Here is a 1,587-nt window from a genome sequence, read left to right on the forward strand (position 1 = left end):
CCGGCACGAAGGCGTCGTGCCCGGACCCTATCTCGACGTGAGGGACGTCTGGACCTTTGGCATCGGCCACACCGCTGCTGCCGGGCCGCCCGATCCGGCGCGCATGCCACGCGGGATGCCCGCCGACACGCAAGCCGGGATCAGCGAGGCGTTTCGGCTCTTTCGCACCGACCTCGCGACCTACGAGGCCGAAGTGCTGCGCGCGGTGAAGGTGCCGCTGGAACCGCACGAGTTCGATGCGCTGGTCTCCTTCCACTACAACACGGGTGGCATCGCCAAGGCTGCGCTGACACGTCACCTGAACGCAGGCAACCGCGCGGCGGCCGCAGCGGCCTTCATGGGCTGGCTCAAGCCCGCCGCCATTCGGTCCCGGCGCGAGGCGGAACGCGATCTCTTCGCGAAAGGTATCTACCCGACCGGCACCGTCCCGGTCTGGGCCGTCGACCGCAACGGCAGGGTGGATTTCTCGCGGCCGATCAGGCGGCTGACCGAGGCCGAGGCGCTGGCCTTGCTGCGCCCGAGCGGCACGCCAATGCCGCCTCCCACCCATCCCGCCACCGCGCCCAGCTGGTGGCAGCGCCTCGCCAGCCTCTTCACCGGAAAGGAAACGACATGAACTGGACCTTTGCCCGCGGCCTCGTCTATCTCGCCTGCCTTATCGCCTCCGGCCTCGCGATGGCGGGGCTGGCGGATTTCGACCTGGCGACCGGAACCTTCGACCTCAGGCCCTTCAACCTCTATGCCCTGACCGGCGCGGCAGGCGGGGTCGTCTCCTCGGCGCTGGCCTCGATCGCGCTCTGGCGCGGCTGGGGGCGGAAGTGAAGTCGCTCCCGCCAGCACTGCAGGCCCATCTCGACGAAGGCACCACGACGCTCGCCTGGTGCTGGCGGATCACCCGGGCGGACGGCGTGACCTTCGGCTTCACCGATCACGACCGGACGCTGTCGTTCGACGGGACCGAGTTCGAACCGGAAAGCGGGCTGACGGCGTCCGAAGTCCGGTCGGGGTCGGATCTGTCCGTGGATGCGCAGGATGCCCAAGGGGTGCTGTCGTCGGACCGGATCACCGAGACCGACATCCTCGACGGCCGGTGGGACAATGCGGCAGTCGAGGTCTGGCGCGTGAACTGGTCGGCCCCGGCGCAGCGCGTGCTCCTGCGCCGCGGCGCCATCGGTCAGATCCGGCGCGGGCGGCTCGCCTTCGTCGCCGAGGTCAGGTCGCTGGCGCACATCCTTGGCCAGACCGTCGGACGAACGTTCCAGGCCAGCTGCGACGCCGCGCTGGGTGATGCACGCTGCGGCGTGAACCTTGAGGCCCCGGCCTTCAAGGGCATCGGCGCGGTGATCGATGCGCTGCGCGACCGAGCCTTTACAGCCTCCGGCCTCGGCAGTTTCGCGGCGGGGTGGTTCGCCTTCGGTCTCGTCGAATGGTCGACTGGGGCGAATGCCGGGCGACGGGTCGAGGTGCTGTCGCATGATCTCGTCGACGGTCTGGCGATCCTCACCCTGCTGGAAGCCCCGGTGCGGCCGATCATGGCGACGGATGCTTTTGTGGTCCGGGCGGGCTGCGACAAGCGGATCGCGACCT

The 1,587-nt window shown here is 69.6% G+C and carries 3 protein-coding genes; all 3 read left to right on the top strand.

Annotated features, from left to right (window positions below):
• A partial coding sequence (locus E3D03_RS20640) for a lysozyme (protein ID WP_263568511.1) occupies window positions 1–616 on the top strand: 616 nt, incomplete at its 5' end.
• Window positions 613–822, top strand: coding sequence for a hypothetical protein (locus E3D03_RS20645; RefSeq protein ID WP_062563502.1), 210 nt, complete (start codon window positions 613–615; stop codon window positions 820–822). The genes E3D03_RS20640 and E3D03_RS20645, both read left to right, overlap by 4 nt.
• Window positions 819–1,587: DUF2163 domain-containing protein (locus E3D03_RS20650; protein ID WP_263568512.1), on the top strand; the 769-nt coding region annotated here is incomplete at its 3' end. The genes E3D03_RS20645 and E3D03_RS20650, both read left to right, overlap by 4 nt.

It is taken from the genome of Paracoccus sp. DMF (genome assembly GCF_004407025.1).
Classification (GTDB): Bacteria; Pseudomonadota; Alphaproteobacteria; order Rhodobacterales; family Rhodobacteraceae; genus Paracoccus; species Paracoccus aminovorans_B.